We start from the raw sequence: 20,305 nt of genomic DNA, 5'->3' as shown, positions 1-20,305 counted from the left end.
AGAGCATTTTCCGGCCATATTGGCCATATTCTGTTTCCCGGATGGCGAGACAGTCCACGCGGAAGGTGGCGAGGCCGATGTCTTTCCATCGGGCGACGCCGCCTGACAAAGTGGGTGTCCGCCAGCCGGAAACCCGAAGGGACGGAGCCTGTTGCGCCAATTCCGGCGCAAAGCCACTCGCCCGCACGAAGGGTGCGGGCCTTCCTGTCTTTGCTTGATCTTGGCCCAACATTCCTCCGCCAGAATAGGTCACTATGGCCGGAGAATGCTCTAAAGCGCAGCCAGCTCTTTTGGCAAGGCATAGGCCCACTGGGTGATGTTGCCGGCACCCAGGAAAATCACAAAATCGTCAGGCTTGGCGATGGTGGCGATCAATGGCGCGATTTCCTGCGGACCGTTGATGTAGCGGGCGTCGCGGTGCGCCGCCGTCCTGATGCGGGAAACCAGCGCTTCCGATGTGACGCCCTCGATCGGGTCTTCACCTGCGGTATAGACCGGCGCGACGATCACGGTATCGGCATCGTTGAAACACGCAGCGAATTCATCGAAGAGGCTCGCCAGACGGGTAAACCGGTGCGGCTGGACGACCGCAATGACGCGGCCCTTGGCGGAATCACGCGCAGCCTTCAGGACCGCCTTGATCTCGACCGGGTGATGCCCGTAATCGTCGAACACGTCGACGCCCTTCCATGAACCGGTATGGGTAAAGCGCCGCTTCACGCCGCCGAAAGACGACAGGCCCTTCTTGATGTCCTCAGCCGAAATGCCGAGCTCGTGCGCCACGGCAATCGCCGCTGTCGCATTCGACACATTGTGCCTGCCGGGCATCGGCAGCCGCAGGCCCTTGATCTCGGTGGTCTCGCCGGTCTTGCGCCTGGAAATCTGCACGTCGAACTGCGAGGTCGGACCATCGACCACGAGATTGACGAAACGCACGTCCGCCTGCGGGTTTTCACCATAGGTGATGACACGGCGGTCCTCGATGCGCGAGACCAGCGACTGCACTTCCGGATGGTCGAGGCACATGACGCCGAAGCCGTAGAACGGCACGTTCTCGACGAACTGCCGGAAGGCTTCGCGCACCCGGTCGAACGTGCCGTAGTGATCGAGATGCTCCGGATCGATATTGGTGACCACGGCGATGTCGGCAGGCAGCTTCAGGAAGGTGCCGTCGCTCTCGTCGGCTTCCACCACCATCCATTCGCCCGCGCCCATGCGGGCATTGGTGCCATAGGCATTGATGATGCCGCCATTGATGACGGTCGGATCGAGATTGCCTGCATCGAGCAGCGTTGCCACCATCGAGGTGGTTGTGGTCTTGCCGTGCGTGCCGCCGATGGCAACCGCCTGACGGAAGCGCATGAGTTCCGCCAGCATTTCCGCCCGGCGCACGATGGGCAAAAGTTTTTCGCGCGCGGCAACGAGTTCCGGATTGCTCTTCTTGATCGCCGTCGACACCACGATAACCTCGGCGTCGCCGAGATTATCCGCATCGTGTCCGACAAAGACCTCGATCCCCTTGTCGCGCAGACGCTGCACATTGGCGCTGTCCGCCTGATCGGAACCCTGAACCTTGTAGCCGAGATTGTGCAGGACTTCGGCAATACCGCTCATGCCGATACCGCCGATACCGATGAAATGAACAAGACCGATGTTGAGCGGCATCTTCATGGACGCACTCCTTTTTTGAAAACTTCAGAAGGAGACGAGGTCATAGCGAACTCATCTCACCGTAAGGGATTGGCCGGATGCAATAGCCTCTGTGAGGTCGGCAAGCAACCTTGCAGCGTCCGGCTTGCCCGTCGAGCGGGCTTTTTCCGCAATAAATGCCAGCCGCGTCGGTTCGTGCATGGCGCTGGAGAGGATATGGGCGATCCGCTCCGGCGACAGTTCCGACTGCTTGATGACATCAGCTCCGCCCGCGGCCTGCAAGGCAGCGGCATTGGCCGCCTGATCATGGTCAAGCGCATGCGGGAAGGGAACGAGAATGGCCGGGCGGCCGATAGCCGCGATTTCCGACACGGTCGAGGCGCCGGAGCGCGACAGGACGAAATGCGCGTCGGAAATGCGCCGCGGCATATCCTTGAAGAACGGCGCGACCTCGGCCTTGACGCCCATGGCCTGATAGGCGGAGCGCACCTGCGCCTCGTCCTCGGCGCGCGCCTGCTGTGTCAGCACCAGACGGGCCCGGTCCTCCGGCGACAGAAGCTGGATGGCAGCGGGGATGGCAGTTGAAAAGTATGACGCGCCCTGGCTACCGCCGAACACCAGAAAATGAAACGGCTGGTGCGCCTGCGATGCCTTGTAGGCCTTGCCGACCTCCGCCAGCACGGCCGGGCGAACGGGATTGCCCGTCACCACGATCTTAGCTGCATAGGGGCCTTCGCCCTGCGGCAGGAACCCGCCGGCAATGGCATTGACGCGGGCAGCCAGCGCCTTGTTGGCACGGCCCATCACGGCATTCTGTTCGTGGATGAGCGTCGGGATTCTCAGCGCCGTCGCCGCATAGAGCGGCGGCAGGGTCGGATAGCCGCCGAAGCCCGCCACCAGCTTCGGCTTCAGGCGCCGGAACAGTTTGCGGGAATCGAGATTGCCCTGCCAAAGCGTCCAGAAGGTGCGGACGAGAGAAATCGGGTTGCGCCCGCCGATGGTAGCGGAGCGCACCACATGGATTTCCTTGGCCGGAAAGCTCCCGGCGAACCGTTCGGCGCGGTCATCGGTTGCCAGATGGATATCCCAGCCGCGTTCGATCAGCACATGCGCCAGCGCTTCCGCCGGAAACAGGTGCCCGCCCGTGCCCCCGGCACACAGAACAATAATCCCCTTCGACATCAGTCCCTCAGATAGCGTTGGCCAGTGACGGCGTTTTGGTGTTTGCCAGCGTCGCCGACCGCCTGCCCTCGGGTCTGCGCCTTGTCAGCGCCAGCAGCAGTCCCGTCGAAATTGCCACCGAGATGAGCGAGGAGCCGCCATAGGAGATGAACGGCAGCGTCATGCCCTTTGCGGGCATCAGGTGCAGGTTCACCGAAATGTTGATGATCGACTGGAAGCCGAACAGGATGACGAGGCCGGAGACGGCAAGGCGGGTGAAATCGTCCCGCTCCTTCAGCGCGATCGACAGGCCGCGAATGACGATGAAGGCGAAGATCAGCACGATCAGCAGGCAGAGCGCGATGCCATACTCCTCGGCGGTCACCGAGAAGATGAAGTCCGTGTGGCTGTCAGGGATGATGCGCTTGATGGTGCCTTCGCCGGGCCCTTGCCCGAGCCAGCCGCCGCGGATGATCGCTTCGCGCCCGGCATCCACCTGGAACGTATCGCCTTCGCCGGTCATGAAACGGTCGATACGGCCCGCCACGTGCGGGAAGATCGTGTAGGCGCCGAAGAAACCGGCAACGCCGAGAACGCCAAGGCTGATGATCCACAACCACGGCACACCGGCCATGAAGAACATGGCGCCCCAGGTGATGGCGGTCAGAATGGTCTGGCCAAGGTCGGGCTGTGCCACCAGCAATGCCGCGACAACGCCGAACAGCACCATGGAGAAGAAGTTGCCGGGAATATCCTTGCGCCGCTCATTCTCGGAAAACAGCCAGGCGCAGACAATGACAAAGGCCGGTTTCATGAATTCGGATGGCTGGATGGAGATGCCCGCCAGCGACACCCAGCGGCGCGCGCCTTTGACTTCGATGCCGAAGAACAGGGCGCCAACCATCGCCAGCATGGAAAGACCAAGCAGGATGATGGCAAAGCGCCGGATGGTGCGCGGCGCCATGAACGACACGGCGAACATGACGAACACCGCAGGCACCATGAACATCGACTGGTGCTTGACGAAGTAAAAACTCTCAAGACCGATGCGCTCGGCAACGGCGGGGCTCGCGGCGAAGGAGAGAAGGATGCCGAGGCCCATCAGGCTGAGGCAGGCGGCCAAAAGGAAACGGTCAATTGTCCACCACCAGTCGGCGACGGGTCCACGGTCAATGCGGCTTACCATCAGTTTGCCCCTTCAATCGGTGAAGCGCCTGCAAGCGCCAATACGGCGGAGCGGAATGCCTCGCCGCGTTTCTCGAAATTCTGAAACTGGTCGAAACTGGCACAGGCGGGCGACAGCAGGACCACAGCTTCCTGCGATCCGTCGCCAGCCGCGTCCCGCGCGGCATGTTCCACCGCTGCACTGATCGTGCCCGAAATCTCATAGGGTGCCGCCTCGCCAAGCGTTGCGGCGAATTGCGGTGCCGCCTCGCCGATCAGATAGGCCTTGGCGATGCGCGGGAAAAAGCCCGAAAGCGAAGCAATGCCGCCCTCCTTGGGCAAACCACCCGCAATCCAGTAGATGCGCGGGAAGGACGACAGCGCGGGCGCGGCCGCATCCGCATTGGTCGCCTTGGAATCGTTGACGAACAACGTCCTGCCCTGCCGCGCCACCTGCTCCATGCGGTGCGCAAGGCCAGGAAAGGTTTTGAGGCCCGCATTGATCTCATCCGCCGAGAGGCCGACCGAGCGGCAGGCGGCAAAGGCTGCCAACGCGTTCTGCGCATTGTGTTCGCCGCGCAGCGACCCGATGCCATGCAGCGAGGCGACGGCAGTTTTCGCGCCGTTTTCGGCCAGATACAGCGTCGCCCCGTCGGCAAAATAACCGTTCGGGACAGGCAGGCGCTTGGAAATGCGGATCACCGGCTTGCCTGCACGCTCCAGCCGGTCGGCAATGGCGGCACAGAAACTGTCGTCGACACCGACAATCGCCGTCTCGCTGCCCGCCACCAGCCGTTCCTTGATCTCGGCATAGTGCTGCATGGTGCCATGCCGGTCGAGATGATCCGGCGTCAGGTTCAGAAGGATACCGGCGGTCGGATTGATCGACGGTGCCAGATCGATCTGGTAGGACGAGCATTCCACGACATAGTGGCGGCCATCCGCCGGCGGCTCCAGTGTCATGACGGCGGTGCCGATATTGCCGCCAAGCTGCATGTCACGGCCCGACGCCCTGATGATATGGGCGATCAGCGCCGTCGTCGTCGACTTGCCGTTGGTGCCGGTGATGGCGATGAACGGGCTGTTCTTTCCCACCAGATTGCGCTCGCGCACGAAGAGTTCGACATCGCCGATGATTTCAACGCCTGCGGCGCGGGCGAGATCCACCGTCCAGTGCGGGCGCGGATGGGTCAGCGGCACACCGGGCGACAGGACAAATGACGAGAACTGCTTCCAGTCGACCAACCGCAGGTCACTGGTTTCGATGCCGGCACCCTGCGCCCGCGCAACGCTCTCCGGATTGTCGTCCCAGGCAATGACCTTCGCACCGCCGGCTGCAATCGCCTTTGCCGTCGCAATACCCGACCCGCCGAGCCCGAAGAGCGCGACGGTCTTGTCCTGCAAGGAGTGGGCAGCGATCATGCAACTGGCCTTATCTGAGCTTGAGTGTGGAAAGGCCGATCAGCGCGAGAATGACGGCGATGATCCAGAAGCGGATCACGACCTGGCTCTCGGTCCAGCCCTTCTTTTCGAAATGGTGGTGGATCGGCGCCATCAGGAACACGCGTTTTCCCGTCAGCTTGAACGAGGTGACCTGGATGATGACCGACATTGCTTCCATGACAAAGACACCGCCGATGATGGCCAGGACGATTTCGTGCTTGGTGGCAACGGCGACGGCACCGATGAGGCCGCCCAGCGCCAGCGACCCGGTATCACCCATGAAAATGGCGGCGGGCGGTGCATTGAACCAGAGGAATCCGAGACCGGCGCCGATGACAGCGCCGAGAACCACGGCAAGTTCACCTGTGCCCGGCGTGAAATGGATCTGCAGGTAATCGGCAAAGATCGCATTACCGGCGAGGTAGGCGATCACCCCGAACGAGGCGGCGGCGATCATCACCGGAACGGTGGCAAGACCATCGAGACCGTCGGTGAAATTGACAGCATTGCCCGCGCCGACCATGACGAAGGCGGCAAAGGGAACGAAGAAAATGCCGAGATTGAGGATCAGCTGCTTGGCAAAGGGGAAGGTCAGGGACGAAGAGAACGGTTCCTGCCCCGCCCACATGATGGCAAGACCGGCCAGCGCGGCGACCAGAAACTCGATGCCGAGGCGCGCGCGGGCTGAAAAGCCCTTGAACGACTGTTTGCTGACCTTGAGATAATCATCGTAGAAGCCGATGGCCCCGAAGCTCACGGCAACCAGAAGCACGACCCAGACATAGATGTTGGACCAGTTGGCCCAGAGCAGCGACGAGATCAGGATACCGGTCATGATCATCAGGCCGCCCATGGTTGGCGTCCCGGCCTTCTTGAAGTGGGTTTGCGGGCCGTCCGCGCGGATCGGCTGGCCGCGGCCCTGCCGGACACGCAGGGAGTCGATGATGCGGGGACCGAACAGAAACACGATCAGCGCCGAGGTGATCAGCGCGCCGCCGGTCCTGAACGTGATGTAGCGGAACACGTTCAGAAATTGGATATGTTCCGCCAGACCGGCCAGATAATAAAGCATAGACTATGTCCCCATCCCCGTAAGCTCACTCGGCAGGACCGGCGGGCTCCACGGCGTTGTACTTCTGTAGGATTGCCTTGACGATCCGGACAAAACCGATTCCTTTCGATGATTTGATCATGATCACATCACCGGCCCTGATCGTGTTCAGCAGATTTGACTGCAATTCGTCGACGCTCTGCCTGTATTCGGCGTGAAATTCAACCGGCAAGGCGGCTTTAAGCGCCGCCATTTCGGGCCCGCCGAGAAAAACCATGTTGATATGATTGGCTGTGATGACCGGCGTCAGGTCCGCATGCAGCTTCGGCGCCTGCTTGCCGAGTTCCAGCATGTCGCCGAGCACGGCAATGCGGCGCCCCTTGCCCGTGGGCACGGCGGCAGCCAGAAGCTCTATCGATGCGCGCACCGAAGCCGGATTGGCGTTGTAGCTCTCATCGATCAGCGTGAACGTGCCATTGCCGATTTCGAGCAGGTGGCGCGCACCGCGCCCGCTCTCCGGCCGCAGCGATGCCAGCGCCAGCGTGACCTTGGTCATGTCGGCGCCGGTCAGATGCGCCGCGCCGAGCACTGCCAGAACGTTCTGCACGATGTGCCTGCCCGGAGCGCCGACCTTGACGACGGCTTCGGAACCGGCGAGCCGCACGGTCATGCAGGAGCAGGCATCGTGCAGCTTGAGCGCGCGCAGGCGGTAATCCGCCCGGGCATTCTCACCAAAACTCTTGATGTGCTCGACACCGGCGTTGCGCGCCAGCGTTTCCAGGAGCTTGTAGTGCTTGTCGTCGCGATTGAGCAAGGCATAGCCGCCGGGCACAAGCCCTTCAAAAATCTCGGCTTTTGCCGTCGCGATTTCCTGCAGGTTCTTGAAATGGCCAAGATGCGCCGGAGCGATCAGCGTGACGATCGCCACATGCGGGCGAACCATCTTCACCAGCGGACGAATCTCGTCCGCGTGGTTCATGCCGATTTCGAAAACGCCGTAATCCGTGTCCTCGGGCATGCGGGCGAGCGTCAGCGGCACGCCCCAGTGATTGTTGAACGAGGCAACCGATGCATGCACCTTGCCCGAATCCGCCAGGACGTGCCGCAGCGCTTCCTTGGTGGTCGTCTTGCCGACGGAACCGGTCACGGCGATGATCTGGGCATGGGAGCGTTCGCGCGCCGCAAGGCCGAGCCGCGTCATGGCTGCCAGCACGTCATCGACCACGATCATCGGGGTCTTGAGCTTGCCGAGCGCGGGCAGCTTCACTTCCGCAACCACGAGCAGCGCCGCGCCGGCAGCCACCGCCGCCGTGGCAAAATCATGCCCGTCGAGCGCATCGCCCTTGATGGCGAAGAACGCCTCACCCTTGCGCAGGGTGCGCGTATCGATGGAAATCCCGGTAATGCCTTCGGGCAGCGCGCCAACCGGACGGCCGTTCATGGCCTCAATCATGGCTTCGGAGGTCCAGAGCAAACTCATGGATTGCGCTCCCGGGCCAGGCGGTCCTTCAGGGCCTGGGCGACTTCCGTGTGATCGGAGAACGGCAGCACGACGGTGCCGACGGTCTGGCCTTCTTCGTGGCCCTTGCCCGCAACAATCAGCGTATCGCCGGATTTCATCATGGCAACCGCCACGCGGATCGCCTCATGCCGGTCGCCGATCTCCTGCGCGCCGGGAGCGGCAGCGAGAATTTCAGCGCGGATGGTGGCGGGAACTTCCGAGCGCGGGTTGTCATCGGTCACGATGACGACATCGGCAAGGCGCGTGGCGATTTCGCCCATCATCGGGCGCTTGCCCTTGTCGCGGTCGCCGCCGCAGCCGAACACCACGATGACGCGCCCTGTCGTGAAGGGACGGACCGAGGTGAGCACGTTTTCCAGCGCATCGGGCTTGTGGGCGTAATCGACATAAGCGGGCGCCCCCTCTTCCGTCGCGCCGACAAGATCGAGCCGTCCCGGCGCGCCCTTCAGCCGCTCAAGGCCGCGCATGGCCGCAGCGGCGGGAACTCCGGTGGCAATGGCAAGCCCTGCGGCCACAAGACCATTGGCCACCTGGAAATCTCCTGCCAGCGGCAGCGTGATCTCAAAGATCTCGCCGGCGATCTGCACTTCCACATGCTGGCGGAACCGCTCATGCTCGACACGCTTCAACGTGATGAATTCGCCCTTGCGGCCGACCGTCAGCACCTTGCAACCGGCTTCGGTGGCGGCGGCGATGGTCGGCTTGGAAAAGGGATCGTCAGCAAAAATGACGGCAGGCGCGCCCTTCGGCAGCAGTTCCCTGAACAGACGCAGTTTGGCGGCGTGATATTCCTCGACCGTCGGATGATAATCCATGTGGTCGCGGCCAAGATTGGTGAAAGCACCGGCCGACAGCTTCACACCATCGAGGCGGCGCTGGTCAAGGCCATGCGACGAGGCTTCCATGGCCGCATGGGTGACACCCTCTTCGACCAGTTCGCTCAGCAGCTTGTGCAGTTCGACGGGATCAGGCGTGGTCAGCGAACCGTAATCATTGCGCGTCGGCGAAACCACGCCTGTCGTGCCGATGCTGGCCGAGGCGAAACCGGCATTGGCCCAGATCTGGCGGGTGAAGGAGGCCACCGATGTCTTGCCGCTGGTGCCGGTGATGGCGACCATCACATCCGGCTGCACCCGGTAGAAGCTGGCAGCCGCAAGCGCGAGCGCACGGCGCGGATCGTCCACATAGATGATCGGCGCGGAGACGTTGCTCAGCTTGGAAGCGCTGGCGGCAACGATGATCGCAGCGCCGCGTTTTGCCGCATCGGCGGCATAAACGCTGCCATCCGCCTTCGAGCCTTTCAGGGCCGCGAAGAGGAAACCGGGCTTGACCTCACGCGAATCGGAAGTCAGGCCATTGATCGTCGTTTCCCCGAATTCGGAGATTGCCAGGGCAGGTATGCCGTTCAATTCTTTCAGTTTCATGACCGAATCTGCTTTACTCATCACTGTCGTAGGAAACCTGCAATGGCGCGACTTGTTGGCCGAAATCGGGCTTTACCCCGAGAAACGATGCGGATCTGCGGATAATTTCCGCCACCATGGGTGCCGCGTTGAAGGCTGCGATACCGCTGCTCTGCCCTTCGGCAGGCTTTGGTTCGTCGATAATGGTCAAAACGACATATTCCGGTTTTTCGATCGGAAAGGCCGCCACGAAGGCGTTGAACCGCAGATCCTTGGCATAGCGGCCATTGACGACCTTGTCCGCCGTACCCGTCTTGCCGCCGACGCGATAGCCCTTGACATTGGCGTTGCGGCCCGAGCCGGTGTCGCCGTTGAGCTTGTAGAGATAGCGCATGTCATCGCTGGTTTTCGGCTTGATGACCTGTTCGGCCATGGTCTGCGCCTGTTCCAGCGTACGCGGCAGGAAGGTCGGTTCGATCAGCCGGCCGCCATTGACCAGCGCCGCGGCGCCGACCGCCGTCTGCAGCGGTGTCGTGGCCATGCCGTGGCCGAAGGAGATCGTGATCGAATTCACCTTCTTCCACACTTTCGGCGAATAGGGCTTGGCGACCTCGGGCAGTTCCGTCTTCATCGGATCGAGCAGGCCGAGACGCGTCAGGAACGCCCGGTGATTTTCGATGCCCACCGCATCGGCTTCCCGCGCCGAGCCGATGTTGGAGGAGAAGACGAAGACTTCCGGCAGGGTCAGCACACGCGCCTTGCCGTGGAAATCGTGGATCGTCTGGCGGCCGATGGTGATCGGGCGTGTCGCGTCATAGGTGGTGTTCAGCGTCGCCCCATGGTCGAGCGACATGGCGGTGGTGAAGCTCTTGATCGTCGAGCCCATCTCGTAGAGACCGGCCGACATGCGGTTGAGGTGGTCCTTGTCGAGCGCATTGAACGGGTTGTTCGGATCAAAATCCGGTGCCGAGGCCATGGCCATCACTTCGCCGGTATTGACGTTGAGAACAACGGCACCCGCCGCAATGGCGCGGTATTTCTGCATCGCATTGACCACGACGTCGCGCACCACGTGCTGGACGCGCAAGTCGATCGACAGGCGCACCGGCGCCAGCGAACGGCCGTCCGCAAGGCCGACATCGCGCAGGTCCGACAGCCCCTGCGAGTCGATGTACTTCTCCATGCCGGCAATGCCCTGATTGTCGATATTGACGAGACCAAGGATATGCGACGCGGTCGGGCCGCCGGGATAGAAGCGTGATTTTTCCGTGCGGAAGCCGATGCCGGGAATGCCCAGCGCCATGATCTGGCTCTTCTGCTGCGGTGTCAGGCCGCGCTTCAGCCAGGCAAAGCCTGCGCCGCTCTTCAGGCGGCTGTAGGTCTGTTCGAAGTTGAGATCGGGCAGGACGGTCGACAGCAACTCATAGGCCTCATCGGGATCGATGATCTTGCGCGGCTCGGCATAGAGCGATGCGGTCTTGATATCGGTTGCCAGCACTTCGCCGTTGCGGTCGAGAATATCCGGACGCGAGGCCAGAACGGTGCCGGTCGGACCGTTGTAGCCGGTGGTATCTTCCTGCATCCCGTAGAAAATCAGGCGTCCGCTGATGACGCCATAAATGCCGATAAAGCAGATCATGGCCATCATCACGCGGTTGCGTGCGCGATTGCCCGTCTTCTTCTTGCGCGCATCCATTTCGAATGCCGGTGCCGTTCCGTTTTCCAGCTGCGCTGTTTTCCGCTTGATCCAGATGCCCATCTTAATGCGCAGCCCCCTTCGGTTTCGCGCCGGGGACGGCCGCAACGGTTGCCCTGCGCACGCTGCCGGTCTTGATCGTATCGGTCTTTTTCACGGCAGGCCCCGCATCGGCCTCGGTGATGAGGTTGGCGACGTCATCGATCTTTTCGGCCGCTGGCTTGGCTTTCGGAATCTCGTTGATGTTGGCGATCTGCTGCGCCTCGACCGGCTGCAGGTTGAGCTGGCCCTGGAAGGAGGCAACCAGCTTCTGCAGGCGGTTCGGCTGCGTCAGCAGGCTCCAGTCGGCCTTCAGGAGGTCAATCGTATCCTTCTCGTCGGCGATCATCCGCTGGATCTTGTGCACTTCCGTCATCTGCTTTTCAGCATCGTGCTTGATTTTATAGGTGATGCCGGCCGCTGCGATCATCAGCCCGATCAATATGATGTCGAAGGTGCGCAGCATGGATCAGCTCCTCGCCGTTTCATGAAAATGCGGAAGACTGGGCAGGCCGTAGATCGAATGATCTTCAGCCAGCGGCGGGTTTTCGGTGCGGATGGCGGCACGCAGCTTGGCCGAGCGCGCACGTGGATTGCTTTCCGTCTCCGCCTCGGTCGGCGCAACCACGCCCTTGCCGATGGGGGTGAAGCTTGCCAGGCGCACCTGCACCTGCGGCAGATGGCGCGAACCGCCGCTCGAACCGGCGCGGTCGTTGAAGAAGCGCTTGACGATGCGGTCCTCGAGCGAATGGAAGGTCACGACAACCAGGCGGCCGCCCGGCTTGAGTGCCCGCTCGGCCGCGTGCAGCGCGCGGACGAGTTCGCCCAGTTCGTCATTGACGAAAATGCGCAGCGCCTGGAACACGCGCGTCGCCGGATGGATCGGAATCTTCGGATTGCGCCCGACCAGCGCCTCGATGGCATTGGCCAGATCGCGGGTGCGGTGAAACGGCTCGGTGGTGCGGCGTTTTTCGATCATGCGCGCGATGCGGCCCGCATGGCGCTCCTCGCCGAGGAAATTGAAGATGCGGGCAAGATCGCCCGTCTTGAGCCGATTGACCACGTCGGCGGCGCTTGGCCCTGAACTTGACATGCGCATGTCGAGCGGACCGTCCTTCTGGAAGGAAAAGCCGCGCTCGGCCTCGTCGATCTGCATCGATGACACGCCGATGTCCAGCACGATTCCGTCGGGAGCACCCAGCAATGCAACCTGATCCAGTGTCGAGAAAGTGCCCTGCACGAGCGTGAGGCGGCCCGCATGGGCCTTTTCCAGCGCCCGCCCGGCTTCGATGGCCGAGGGATCCCGGTCGATGGCGGTCACCGATGCGCCGGTATCGAGAATACGGCGGGTATAACCGCCTGCACCGAACGTGCCGTCGATGATCAATTGACCGGGACCGGGTTTCAGTGCGGCAATGACTTCATCGAGCAGGACGGGTATGTGGCGCGCTGCATCCTGACCGCCCGCACCCGCCATCACCTGTTTCCTGTCTGATTGTCCAGATTTTCCAGCCGCCGCCGCTCCATCAGGCGTTGACGAACCTTTGCCCGATGCGTTTCGAACTGCTCCGGCTGCCACATCTGAAAATGCGTGTTCGCCCCCGCAAAGGTCACATCGGTCGTGATGCCCGTATGCTCGCGCAGGAAATCCGTCACCGTGATCCGTCCATCCGCGTCCAGCTTGAGAAAGCCGCCATCCGCATGCAGGTAGAAAGACATATCGTCTGCCATTTCGGCGAAGGGATCCTCGCTCTCCAGCCGCTTGTCGAAGCGCGTCAGCAGATCCGGTCCGCCCGCATCGAGGGCAGGAAGATGCAGGGAGCGCAGGGCGTACAGTTCCGTGTGGCCGGTCTGCTGGATGATCGAACGGAAATGCGCCGGCACGGAAACCCGTCCCTTCGCATCGATCCTGTTCGTTACATGTCCGAGGAACCGGTTCAAAACGCAACACCGCCGTTTCCGCCACGAAGGCCTGTTTCATTTCTACCCCTGCTCCACCCCTGGGAGCCCCATCAATAGCCGCGGAAGCATTGGCCGAACGGGCCGAATGCAAGCCCTGGCATGCCAAATCCAATGTCGGGAAACACCGTGTCGACTGAACGCTACTGATGAAACCAATCGATATCATGGGGCACTATGGGCGTCAATGGGATTAGAGAACACATGGTGGGAGCAAGCCTGCAATCAGACGCACTTCCGGCGATTCTGAATTTATGGCTCATTAAGCTTAATGAACGGTTAGGAAACCGGTTGGGCGGTATGATTGAAGCCTTTGCTGAGGCGTGGTGCGTGGTTTGACAAGCTCACCACGCACAAGTGCTGGCATGCCGCGGCAGAAGGGGAATGAAGTGTCAGCTGGCCTGTAAGCCGGGTTCTGTATGGCCGGACTTGCGTCCGGCGCGGCAGCCATTCATCTTGGACGGATGTTGCCATCCGCCTCCTGCAACCTACCCGGACGACTGACCGGAAACTGATCGCCAGGCTTTCGCCTGACACGCCGTCCCTATTCGGTTTTGCTCCCGGTGGGGTTTACCTTGCCGTTCCTGTTACCAGCAACGCGGTGGGCTCTTACCCCACCCTTTCACCCTTACCCCGTCATTCCTTGCGCCCAACCGGCAATGATCCGGCGCAACGAAAGACGGGGCGGTTTCCTTTCTGTGGCACTTTCCCTGGGGTCGCCCCCGCCGGACGTTATCCGGCACCGTGTTTCCCTGGAGCCCGGACTTTCCTCACATGCCGCCTTTCGGCTTCTGACATGCGCGGCTGCCCGGCCAGCTGACGAAGCGTATAAAAGGGTTTCGCAGCAAAAACGCAAATGAAAAAGGCCGGATTGGTTATCCGGCCTTCATCTTTGAACAGGTCTCCAACGGTTTTAGTTGGAAGCCATTTCCATCTTCACCTTGGCGCAGTAGTTGGCCGAGACCGGATTCATGCGCGTTGCGCCATGACCGGCATTGTAGCGCAGGATAGTGCCGCAGGTCGTGCCGTTGCCGAGCTTGTGTGCCCCGGCAAGATATTTCATGCCCCAGCGGATATTGGTTTCGGGATTGTAGAGCGCCTGGCGGGTGCCGGTATAGCCAAGGCCGCGCGCCGTTTCGAGCTTGATCTGCATCAGGCCGATTTCGCCGGCGCTGCCGGTCATGTCGGCGCGGTAGTTGCTTTCCACCCGGACCACGGCGTTGGCGAGGGAAGCCGGGACGCCGTAGGACGCGGCGTAGGAATTGATGATCGTCGTATACTTCATCGATCCGGCGGCCGATGGAATGCTGCCCGTTGTCATCGTGTCGACATTGGCGAGATTCCTGTGGCGCACTTTGGTTCTGAGCCGGACCTTGGTTTCGACAACCGGACGCTTGGATGACGCCAGGGTCTTCTTGCTGGCGTGGGTCTTTACGACGCTCTTTTTACCCTTGCTTGCTGTCTGGGCAGTCTTGGCGGATTTCCCGCCTTCTTTATCCTTTTCCGCTGCGGCCCGCTTGGCCTTGAGGTAGTCCATCAGGTTTGTCGGCTCTGCCGGACTGCTGTATGCTGAATTTGCGCCAAAGAAGGCCGTCGCCCCAACAAGGGCGAGAATCATACCAAATTTTTTTGTCATCGTTTTCCGTCTAAATCGCTTGGGCAATACGAGCGCACTGCCGGACCCCGTTCCGCGCCAAAAATCTAAAAGGGCATTACCGGAACAATGTCCAAGGATGTGACGGTCCAATGCAGCCGAATATGGGTCGGCCAAATAACAAAGTGTAACACATTGAAATATATAGGTTGCAGTGCACAAATAAACGCCGGGAAAGCGTTTTTTTACAGGGAGTTAAGCATGAAGCGCGGGAAGTGCGGAAAGTACCCGATGCAGGGTTTCGATGGTTGACATGTCGGCGACTCCGTCGACTTTTTCCGGGCGAAAATGGCGCTGGAACGCTAAAATGCCTAATTCTGTCGACCGTCCGAACACACTGTCGATAGGCACATCATAGCCGTAGAGCGCCAGCATGCTCTGCAATGCCTCGACCGGCTGGCCTTGGTCGCCGAGGGAAAAGAAGCGTCCGCCGCGGATCGGTGACGGCTGTACCCAGTGCCCCACGCCGGCGGTGTAGAGAACCGGCCACGGGAATTTTTCACCCGGATCGATCTTGCGTGCGGGCGCGATATCGGAGTGGGCGAGCACGTTTTCCGGGCGCATCTTGTGGCGCGACACGATCCCCTTGCACAGGTCGATCACCGCATCGATCTGCGCATCGCCGAAATCGGGGAAATTCAGCAGCGGTCCGCCATTGACGATCTCGATGCCGATGGAGCGGGAATTGATATCCGTCTCGCCCTTCCAGGAGCTTTGTCCGGCATGCCAGGCGCGCTGGCTTTCCGGCACGAGCTGAACGACGCGCCCGTCCTCGTGCACGACGTAGTGGGCGGAAACTTCGCTTTGCGGATTGGTCAGCCAGCCCTCGGCCGCCTCCCCGGTTTCCATGCCTGTATAATGCAGGACGAGATAGGACGGATGCTTGCCGTCCTTGCGCGGGCCAAAATTCGGTGAGGGATGCACTTCCGCGCGTAAATGGTCCGGTTTAAACGCGTTCATATGCCTTCAAATCTTTTTCGACTTTTTCCCAGGCCGCATTGATAGCGGCAATGCGCTGATTGGCAATAGCGACGAATTCCTCCGGCACGCCGCGGGCAATCAGCATGTCCGGATGATTTTCCCGCACCAGCGCCCTGTAGCGCTTGCGGGCGTCTTCGAAACTGACATCCCGCGCCAGACCGAGAACCACAAACGGGTCCGCCTGTCCCCGCCCGACATGCCGTGCCAGAATGCTGTCGAACTGCTCTTCATCGAGCGCGAAAATCTCGGCGACCGTGCCCAGGAAGATCAGTTCCTTGTCATGCAGCGAGCCGTCAGCCTTGGCGATGTGGAAAAGGCCGTCGAGAATATCTTCCAGCATCTTGCAGTTCCGTTTGCCGGTGCCGCACAGGGACGCCAGTTGCGCCGCATAGGTCTCGTAACCCGCCACATCCTGCTTGGCGAGATTGTAGAGCCGGGTCACCTGATCCTGGTAGCGGGGCGGAACATGGAATATCTCGTGAAATGCCTTGACCTCGACTTCGGTGACGACACCGTCAGCCTTGGCCATTTTGGCCGAGAGCGCAATCATGGCGATGGAGAACGCGACGCGCCTGCGGGTTTCGGGGTCTCCCTCGAAGGCCGTGCGCACGGCCTCGATGATGCTGGAGAAAGCATCGATGGCAGTGCTGGTAATGAAGTCGCTGATACGGCGCCAGATTGACATGGTATTGTTTTATTCAAATTCTTTCGCAATTGCGATAGCCATCTGGAGCAAGCCGGGCAGACCGGTTGCCGCACCTGTCAAAGTAGAATGGCCGGCGCGAAGCCGGCCATTCTCATCGGGGATAGAGGCTCTTACTGAACGCCGAGCGTGTCCTTCATGACTTTTTCTGCGGCATCCGCAGCGGCCTTGATCTGGTCGGCCGTCTGGCCGGCAGCCTTGGCCGCATCTTCGGCAGCCTTGCGGGCGGTGGCGACAGCAGCCTGCTTCTGCTCAGCCGTCATGGTCGCAGCCTGCTCTTTCAACTTCTTCAGAGTATCCGCCGCATTCATCGGCGCTGCTGGCGCTGCGGGCGTTGCCGGAGCCTGCGTTGTGGACGGCGTTGCCGGAGCGGCTGGCTTGGCCGGTGTTGCAGCAGGCTGTTCGGTCGCTGCCGGAGCCTTCTTTTCCTCTTCCTTCTTGCCGCAAGCGGTCAGTGCAAGAAGCGAAACCATACCAAGTGAAATAAGTAGTTTGCTGTTCATGGGTATACCCTCTCCGTTTCAACCAAATACGTCCCTCACGCAGTTATCTTACCTCAATTGAGGCAAAGTTGGGTCTTGTTTTAAAGTTCGGTTAACTTTTCATCGGAGAGCAGCAAAACGGGCAGTAATCCCGGCGTTTCCGGCGGGTTGTGCCAAGCCTGTTCTTTTGCAAAACTTGCCCAATCCGATCCCACGCCAGCAGAGTGCCCCGCATGTCCCCTTGCCCTTTGATTCGTGTCCTGACGGCGCACGATGCCGCCGCCTTCCAGGCCCTGCGCCTGCATGGCCTCCAGAGCACACCGGAAAGTTTCGGCTCGAGCTACGAGGATGAGGTCGGCCGCACGCCCGCCGAGATTGAGCGCATGCTCGACGGCAGGCCCAATGCGGTGTTCGGTGCCTTTGCCGGGACTGAACTGGTCGGCATGGCCGGTTTCGCGACGACGACCAAGGTCAAACAGAAGCACAAGGGTCTGCTGTGGGGCGTTTTCGTTTATGCGGACTGGCGCGGCCACGATCTCGGCAGGAAGTTGACCCTGGCGGTCATCGGCCATGCCCGGGATCACGTCGACACGCTGCACGCAACGGTCATGGCAGCCAACCTGCCCGCCCGTACGCTCTATCTCGGATTGGGCTTCACGGTTTTCGGCTTTGAAAAGGATGCCCTGCGCATCAACGGCCAATCCTACGATGATGAATTGCTGCGGCTCGATTTGCGCTGACACCGCCGGCAAAAATCGTCACGCCATCTTGAAAATGAAACGGATTGGGTTTATATCGCCAGATAATAATTAGCACACTACTTATTGTCTGGCTATGATATGACCCTGATGACGCTCCGCGATACCTATATTGACGAGCTTTCGAAAGTCAGCCGCAAGATCCGCACATTGTTCGATGCGCGGGTCAAGCAGCGCGGTCTTACCTTTGCGCGCGCCCGGACCATGATGCTGCTCGACCGCATGGAAATCCTCAGCCAGAAGGATCTGGCAGAGGAATTGGAAATCGAAACGCCCACCATGGTGCGGCTGCTCGACGGCCTGGAAAAGCAGGGCTTTATCGAACGGCGCTCCGTGGACGGCGACCGCCGTGCCAAGCAGATCGTCATGACACCGCTGGGTGCGGAACTGGCCAGCGAGGTCAGCCAGCTGGCGCAGGAATTGCGCGCAGAGTTTCTGAATGGCGTGGACGAGACGGCGCTTGTTGCCGGACTTGAGGTCATGCGTGCCATCAACCGCAACATCGGCGACATGGACAAGGATCAGAACGGATGATCCGCGAGGCAGAATTCGTCGGGTATGACCCGCTGAAGCTGCAACCGGAACCGCCGGAGGAAGCGGTGCTGCCCGCTGCAACGCCGCCAGCGCCGCCGCCTGCCATCAGCCCTTACCGCTCCGCCATCTATATCGCCGCCTCGACGCTGCTCTCCCTCACGCAAGGGCTGGGCATGAACCTCATCGCCACCAATGTGGCGCAGATCCAGGGCTATCTCGGCGCAACGAATACCGAAACCACCTGGCTGATCGCTGCCTATATGGCGCCGAATGTCAGCCTTTCCGTCGCACTGATCAAAATCCGCAACCAGTATGGCTTGCGCAACTTTGCCGAACTGAGCATTGCCGGTTTCGTTCTCGTCTCGCTGATGCACCTGTTCGTCACCGACCTGCAATCAGCCATCATCATCCGTTTTTTCAGCGGCGTTGCCGCATCGCCCATGTCGAGTCTCGCCTTCCTCTACATGCTGGAGGCCTTTCCGCCGGCGCGCAAACTCACCGTCGCCGTGTGCCTCGTCCTCACCAACATCTCGCTCGCCTCGCCGCTCGCCCGCCTGCTGTCGCCCACCCTTTTGGAATTCGGCCAATGGCAGGGTCTCTACATGTTCGAGATATCGCTTGCCTTCATCGCCTTCGCCACGATCTACCTGCTGCCGCTCACACCCGTGCCCCGCGCCAAGGTCATCGAAAAGCTCGACATCGTGAGCTACCTGCTGATTGCCATCGGCTTTGGCTGTACCGCTGTCGTGCTCGTGACCGGGCGCCTCTACTGGTGGGCGGAAGTGCCATGGCTCGGCATTCTTCTCGCCATTGCCGTCATCACGGTCACGACGGCGGTGGTCATCGAACTCAACCGGGAGAAGCCCCTGCTCGACATCCGCTGGATCGCCAGCCGGGAAATGCTGCATCTGGCGGGGACGATCCTGCTGTTCCGGCTGATCGTTTCCGAGCAATCCACCGTTGCCACCAATTTCTTCCAGAACCTGGGATTGCTGAACGAGCAGATCGCCGCGCTCTATGGAGTGATGATGGTGTCGATGATCGTGGCAGGCCTGTGCTGCGCTGCGGTGATGAAGCCGGAACGCGGCCCTGCCATCCATGCGGTGGCGCTGGTCTTCCTGATCGTCGGTTCCTACATGGACAGCCAGGCGACAAACCTGACGCGCCCCGACAACATGTATCTGAGCCAGGCGCTGATCGCGGCAGCCACGGCCATCTTCCTGCCGCCCGCCATGTCGGCCGGCCTCACCTCCGCCCTGAAACGGGGCCCGAGCTATATCCTCAATTTCATCATCGTGTTCCTGGCGACGCAAAGCCTCGGCGGACTGCTCGGAACCGCCGTCTTCGGCAGCTTCGTCACGATTCGCGAGAAATTCCACTCCAACGTGCTGGCGGAACATATCGTCCTGTCCGACCCGCTCGTCGCCCAGCGTGTCGCGCAACTGGCAAACGGCTATGGCCGGGTCATCACCGACAAGGCACTGCTCAATGCCGAAGGGATCGCGCTCCTGTCGCTGCAGACGACGCGTGAAGCCAATATCCTTGCCTATAATGACGCATTCTTCCTCATTGCGGCGATCTCGTTCTTTGCCCTCGTCGCCCTTCTCACCCATGTCGGCTTTCGCTATGCCGCCGGAAAATTCATGGCTCCGCGCGTGACCGGCGAAATCGCCCAACCAAGTTCATAAGATCATGTCCCGATTGCTCCGCAACACCGCCACCCTCACCGCCATTCTTCTCGGCCTGCTCGGCCTTGTGCTGGTTCTCTATGCATGGCGGCTGCCGCCCTTCAACAGCAATGTCGAGATCACCGAGAATGCCTATGTCAAAGGCTACGTGACACTCATCAGCCCGCAGCTCAGCGGATATATCGTCGACGTGCCGGTGCAGGACTATCAGCAGGTCAAGGAAGGGCAGATGCTGGTGCGGATCGATGACCGCATCTATGCGCAGAAGCTCGAACAGGCCAAGGCGACACTGGCAAGCCAGCAGGCAGCCCTCAGCAACTCGACCCAGCTGGAACGGGCGGCGGAAGCGCGTATCGGTTCCAGCCAGGCACAGCTCGACAGTGCCAATTCGGGCCTGCGGCGCACGCAGGCCAACTG

At 61.0% G+C, this 20,305-nt stretch carries 19 protein-coding genes and 1 other RNA gene; 4 read left to right on the top strand and 16 right to left on the bottom strand.

Annotated elements, in window-relative coordinates:
• Positions 1-270: 270 nt before the first annotated feature.
• From murC to RDL77_RS07470, 16 genes are all read right to left on the bottom strand, one after another.
• A complete protein-coding gene (gene murC, locus RDL77_RS07545) occupies positions 271-1,671 on the bottom strand; it encodes a UDP-N-acetylmuramate--L-alanine ligase (RefSeq protein ID WP_288192404.1) in 1,401 nt (466 codons plus the stop codon).
• A gap of 51 nt (positions 1,672-1,722) precedes the next feature.
• A complete protein-coding gene (gene murG / locus RDL77_RS07540) occupies positions 1,723-2,832 on the bottom strand; it encodes an undecaprenyldiphospho-muramoylpentapeptide beta-N-acetylglucosaminyltransferase (protein WP_288192403.1) in 1,110 nt (369 codons plus the stop codon).
• 7 nt (positions 2,833-2,839) lie between these two features.
• Positions 2,840-3,997 (bottom strand): putative lipid II flippase FtsW, encoded by a 1,158-nt coding sequence (gene ftsW / locus RDL77_RS07535; protein WP_105732195.1) that lies wholly within the window; start codon positions 3,995-3,997, stop codon positions 2,840-2,842.
• Positions 3,997-5,397, bottom strand: a complete 1,401-nt coding sequence (murD, locus tag RDL77_RS07530; RefSeq protein WP_288192402.1) for a UDP-N-acetylmuramoyl-L-alanine--D-glutamate ligase — start codon at positions 5,395-5,397, stop codon at positions 3,997-3,999. The genes ftsW and murD overlap by 1 nt, the downstream gene beginning before the upstream one ends.
• Before the next feature lie 10 nt (positions 5,398-5,407).
• A complete protein-coding gene (gene mraY, locus RDL77_RS07525; protein WP_105732193.1) occupies positions 5,408-6,490 on the bottom strand; it encodes a phospho-N-acetylmuramoyl-pentapeptide-transferase in 1,083 nt (360 codons plus the stop codon).
• Positions 6,491-6,515: 25 nt separating this feature from the next.
• Entirely contained in the window at positions 6,516-7,949 is a 1,434-nt protein-coding gene (locus RDL77_RS07520; protein WP_288192401.1) for a UDP-N-acetylmuramoylalanyl-D-glutamyl-2,6-diaminopimelate--D-alanyl-D-alanine ligase, read from the bottom strand.
• Entirely contained in the window at positions 7,946-9,415 is a 1,470-nt protein-coding gene (locus RDL77_RS07515) for a UDP-N-acetylmuramoyl-L-alanyl-D-glutamate--2,6-diaminopimelate ligase (RefSeq protein WP_223612728.1), read from the bottom strand. The genes RDL77_RS07520 and RDL77_RS07515 overlap by 4 nt, the downstream gene beginning before the upstream one ends.
• A gap of 13 nt (positions 9,416-9,428) precedes the next feature.
• Positions 9,429-11,090 (bottom strand): penicillin-binding protein 2, encoded by a 1,662-nt coding sequence (locus tag RDL77_RS07510; RefSeq protein ID WP_288192470.1) that lies wholly within the window; start codon positions 11,088-11,090, stop codon positions 9,429-9,431.
• Between the two features lie 64 nt (positions 11,091-11,154).
• Positions 11,155-11,595, bottom strand: coding sequence for a hypothetical protein (locus RDL77_RS07505; protein ID WP_288192400.1), 441 nt, complete (start codon positions 11,593-11,595; stop codon positions 11,155-11,157).
• 3 nt (positions 11,596-11,598) lie between these two features.
• Entirely contained in the window at positions 11,599-12,606 is a 1,008-nt protein-coding gene (rsmH, locus tag RDL77_RS07500; RefSeq protein WP_288192399.1) for a 16S rRNA (cytosine(1402)-N(4))-methyltransferase RsmH, read from the bottom strand.
• Positions 12,606-13,070 (bottom strand): division/cell wall cluster transcriptional repressor MraZ, encoded by a 465-nt coding sequence (gene mraZ, locus RDL77_RS07495; RefSeq protein ID WP_288192398.1) that lies wholly within the window; start codon positions 13,068-13,070, stop codon positions 12,606-12,608. Before mraZ ends, rsmH begins: the two co-directional genes overlap by 1 nt.
• Positions 13,071-13,476: 406 nt before the next feature.
• Positions 13,477-13,908: RNase P RNA component class A (gene rnpB, locus RDL77_RS07490), an RNA gene on the bottom strand.
• 93 nt (positions 13,909-14,001) lie between these two features.
• On the bottom strand, positions 14,002-14,724 hold the full coding sequence (locus RDL77_RS07485; RefSeq protein ID WP_288192397.1) for a lytic transglycosylase domain-containing protein: 723 nt from the start codon (positions 14,722-14,724) through the stop codon (positions 14,002-14,004).
• 213 nt (positions 14,725-14,937) lie between these two features.
• Complete coding sequence (locus RDL77_RS07480; protein WP_288192396.1) at positions 14,938-15,702, bottom strand: N-acetylmuramoyl-L-alanine amidase; 765 nt, start codon at positions 15,700-15,702, stop codon at positions 14,938-14,940.
• The gene (locus RDL77_RS07475) at positions 15,689-16,408 is read right to left on the bottom strand and encodes a DnaJ family molecular chaperone (RefSeq protein ID WP_288192395.1); all 720 of its coding nucleotides are present in this window, start codon (positions 16,406-16,408) and stop codon (positions 15,689-15,691) included. Before RDL77_RS07475 ends, RDL77_RS07480 begins: the two co-directional genes overlap by 14 nt.
• Positions 16,409-16,539: 131 nt before the next feature.
• Positions 16,540-16,929, bottom strand: a complete 390-nt coding sequence (locus RDL77_RS07470; RefSeq protein ID WP_288192394.1) for a hypothetical protein — start codon at positions 16,927-16,929, stop codon at positions 16,540-16,542.
• A 212-nt stretch (positions 16,930-17,141) separates the two neighbouring features.
• Here RDL77_RS07470 and RDL77_RS07465 point away from each other — a divergent pair, with 212 nt between their 5' ends.
• The 4 genes from RDL77_RS07465 to RDL77_RS07450 all read left to right on the top strand — a co-directional run.
• On the top strand, positions 17,142-17,648 hold the full coding sequence (locus RDL77_RS07465; protein WP_288192393.1) for a GNAT family N-acetyltransferase: 507 nt from the start codon (positions 17,142-17,144) through the stop codon (positions 17,646-17,648).
• 99 nt (positions 17,649-17,747) lie between these two features.
• On the top strand, positions 17,748-18,200 hold the full coding sequence (locus RDL77_RS07460) for a MarR family winged helix-turn-helix transcriptional regulator (protein WP_374042684.1): 453 nt from the start codon (positions 17,748-17,750) through the stop codon (positions 18,198-18,200).
• Positions 18,197-19,888, top strand: coding sequence for an MFS transporter (locus RDL77_RS07455; protein WP_288192391.1), 1,692 nt, complete (start codon positions 18,197-18,199; stop codon positions 19,886-19,888). The genes RDL77_RS07460 and RDL77_RS07455 overlap by 4 nt, the downstream gene beginning before the upstream one ends.
• 4 nt (positions 19,889-19,892) lie before the next feature.
• Positions 19,893-20,305, top strand: a 413-nt coding sequence (locus tag RDL77_RS07450) for an HlyD family secretion protein (protein WP_288192390.1), incomplete at its 3' end; no start/stop codon positions are given.

The organism is uncultured Phyllobacterium sp. (genome assembly GCF_902479695.1).
Classification (GTDB): domain Bacteria; phylum Pseudomonadota; class Alphaproteobacteria; order Rhizobiales; family Rhizobiaceae; genus Phyllobacterium; species Phyllobacterium calauticae.
This window is presented reverse-complemented; position numbering and strand designations above follow the sequence as displayed.

What these genes read in the sequence shown, in the direction of transcription:
- murC (WP_288192404.1), bottom strand. Translation starts at nt 1,671, where the DNA reads ATGAAGATGCCGCTCAACATCGGTCTTGTTCATTTCATCGGTATCGGC.
- murG (WP_288192403.1), bottom strand. Translation starts at nt 2,832, where the DNA reads ATGTCGAAGGGGATTATTGTTCTGTGTGCCGGGGGCACGGGCGGGCAC.
- ftsW (WP_105732195.1), bottom strand. Translation starts at nt 3,997, where the DNA reads ATGGTAAGCCGCATTGACCGTGGACCCGTCGCCGACTGGTGGTGGACA.
- murD (WP_288192402.1), bottom strand. Translation starts at nt 5,397, where the DNA reads ATGATCGCTGCCCACTCCTTGCAGGACAAGACCGTCGCGCTCTTCGGG.
- mraY (WP_105732193.1), bottom strand. Translation starts at nt 6,490, where the DNA reads ATGCTTTATTATCTGGCCGGTCTGGCGGAACATATCCAATTTCTGAAC.
- RDL77_RS07520 (WP_288192401.1), bottom strand. Translation starts at nt 7,949, where the DNA reads ATGAGTTTGCTCTGGACCTCCGAAGCCATGATTGAGGCCATGAACGGC.
- RDL77_RS07515 (WP_223612728.1), bottom strand. Translation starts at nt 9,415, where the DNA reads ATGAAACTGAAAGAATTGAACGGCATACCTGCCCTGGCAATCTCCGAA.
- RDL77_RS07510 (WP_288192470.1), bottom strand. Translation starts at nt 11,090, where the DNA reads ATGGATGCGCGCAAGAAGAAGACGGGCAATCGCGCACGCAACCGCGTG.
- RDL77_RS07505 (WP_288192400.1), bottom strand. Translation starts at nt 11,595, where the DNA reads ATGCTGCGCACCTTCGACATCATATTGATCGGGCTGATGATCGCAGCG.
- rsmH (WP_288192399.1), bottom strand. Translation starts at nt 12,606, where the DNA reads ATGGCGGGTGCGGGCGGTCAGGATGCAGCGCGCCACATACCCGTCCTG.
- RDL77_RS07485 (WP_288192397.1), bottom strand. Translation starts at nt 14,724, where the DNA reads ATGACAAAAAAATTTGGTATGATTCTCGCCCTTGTTGGGGCGACGGCC.
- RDL77_RS07480 (WP_288192396.1), bottom strand. Translation starts at nt 15,702, where the DNA reads ATGAACGCGTTTAAACCGGACCATTTACGCGCGGAAGTGCATCCCTCA.
- RDL77_RS07475 (WP_288192395.1), bottom strand. Translation starts at nt 16,408, where the DNA reads ATGTCAATCTGGCGCCGTATCAGCGACTTCATTACCAGCACTGCCATC.
- RDL77_RS07470 (WP_288192394.1), bottom strand. Translation starts at nt 16,929, where the DNA reads ATGAACAGCAAACTACTTATTTCACTTGGTATGGTTTCGCTTCTTGCA.
- RDL77_RS07465 (WP_288192393.1), top strand. Translation starts at nt 17,142, where the DNA reads ATGTCCCCTTGCCCTTTGATTCGTGTCCTGACGGCGCACGATGCCGCC.
- RDL77_RS07460 (WP_374042684.1), top strand. Translation starts at nt 17,748, where the DNA reads ATGACCCTGATGACGCTCCGCGATACCTATATTGACGAGCTTTCGAAA.
- RDL77_RS07455 (WP_288192391.1), top strand. Translation starts at nt 18,197, where the DNA reads ATGATCCGCGAGGCAGAATTCGTCGGGTATGACCCGCTGAAGCTGCAA.